The organism is Corallococcus sp. AB049A (genome assembly GCF_003668885.1).
Lineage (GTDB): Bacteria > Myxococcota > Myxococcia > Myxococcales > Myxococcaceae > Corallococcus > Corallococcus interemptor.
In genome coordinates, this window is sequence record NZ_RAWL01000791.1 from 1 (window position 1) to 1411 (window position 1411).

Annotated in this window: 2 protein-coding genes and 1 pseudogene; all 3 read left to right on the forward strand. The window is 74.6% G+C overall.

Annotated features, from left to right (window positions below; translation table 11 throughout):
• A pseudogene (locus D7X55_RS39405) lies at nucleotides 1–160 on the forward strand (thiamine phosphate synthase); the annotation flags it as partial.
• Between the two features lie 19 nt (nucleotides 161–179).
• On the forward strand, nucleotides 180–950 hold the full coding sequence (locus D7X55_RS39410; protein WP_120553046.1) for a gamma-glutamyl-gamma-aminobutyrate hydrolase family protein: 771 nt from the start codon (nucleotides 180–182) through the stop codon (nucleotides 948–950).
• Nucleotides 947–1411, forward strand: a 465-nt coding sequence (locus tag D7X55_RS39415) for a bifunctional hydroxymethylpyrimidine kinase/phosphomethylpyrimidine kinase (protein ID WP_199747347.1), incomplete at its 3' end; no start/stop codon positions are given. The genes D7X55_RS39410 and D7X55_RS39415, both read left to right, overlap by 4 nt.

A 1411-nucleotide genomic window follows, 5' to 3' on the forward strand; every position in this document is an offset into this window, starting at 1 on the left:
GGGCATTGGCGGGGTGGGGCTGGCGAACATCGCGAGCGTGGCGGCGACGGGCGCGCACGGCGCGGCGGTGGTGTCCGACGCCCTGCTTGCCCAGGACATCGCCGAGCGCGTGCGGCAGCTTGCGGCCGCGTTTGACAGCGCGCGGGGGACTGGCCTCTAACCGGAGGGAGCACCCCACCATGATCCATCCGCCCTCCTCGCGTCACCACGGGACGACGCCGCGCCGTCCCAACATCGGCCTCAGCCCGGACTGGGCCCAGCCGGCCGACTCCGCCTTTCCCCGCTACGAATTGAAGGTGCCCTACGCGGAGGCTGTCTTTCGCGCGGGGGGCCTGCCCTTCGTGCTGCCGTACACCGACGACCCGTCCTGCGTGGACGCCTACCTGGAGCGGGTGTCCGGGCTGGTGGTGACGGGCGGCGCGTTCGACATCCCCCCGTCCGCGTACGGCGAGGAGGCCCGCGAGGGCATGGGCCCGCTGAAGGAGGGCCGCACGGCCTTCGAGGCGCAGCTGATCCGGGGTGCGCTCAAGCGCAACCTGCCGGTGCTGGGCGTGTGCGGCGGCATGCAGCTCTTGGCCGTGGTGCTGGGCGGCACGCTGTTCCAGGACATCCTGCGCGAGGTGCCGGGCGCGCGCGACCACGAGCAGAAGCACGACCGCACCCAGCCGCAGCACCCGGTGGAGGTGAAGAACGGCACGCTGCTGGCGGAGGCCGTGGGGCACGGGCAGCTGATGGTGAACTCCACGCACCACCAGGCGGTGAACAAGCCGGGCACGGACGTGGCGGTGAGCGCGGTGTCGCCGGACGGCGTGGTGGAGGCCATCGAGTCCACCGCGCACGCGTTCGCGCTGGGCGTGCAGTGGCACCCGGAGCTGATGCTGGGGACCATCCCGGTGCACCTGGGCGTCTACAAGTCGCTGGTGCAGAAGGCGCGCGAGCACCGCCGGTGAGGCCGCGCGTCCTGCTTCTGGCGGGACTGGAGCCCACGGGCCGGGCGGGGCTGCTCGCGGACGTGGCCGCGGTGCGCGCGCGCGGCGGCGACGCGGTGGCGGTGCCCACGGCCCAGACGGCGCAGGGCTCGCATACCTTCGCGGTGGTGCCGGCCTCCCCGCGCATGCTGGCCGCGCAGGTGACGGCCGCGCGCGAGTGGGGTCCCCTGCACGCGGTGAAGTGGGGCGTGGTGCCCGGGCCGTCGCAGCTGGCCACGGCGCGGGCGGCGCTCAAGGACGCGGACGCGTGGTGGGTGGTGGATCCGGTGGTGCGCTCGTCGCGGGGACAGGCGCTGTCCCGGCTGACGGCCCGGCACTACCTGGCGCTCGCGGGCCCGCGCGTGCTGGTGACGCCGAACCTGGAGGAGGCCGCGTGGCTGCTGGGCCGGCCCGCGCTGGGGACGGTGGAGGAAGCCCAGGAG

Bases quoted from the DNA above. Each gene is read 5' to 3' on its own strand.
- D7X55_RS39410 (WP_120553046.1), top strand. From the start codon at position 180: ATGATCCATCCGCCCTCCTCGCGTCACCACGGGACGACGCCGCGCCGT.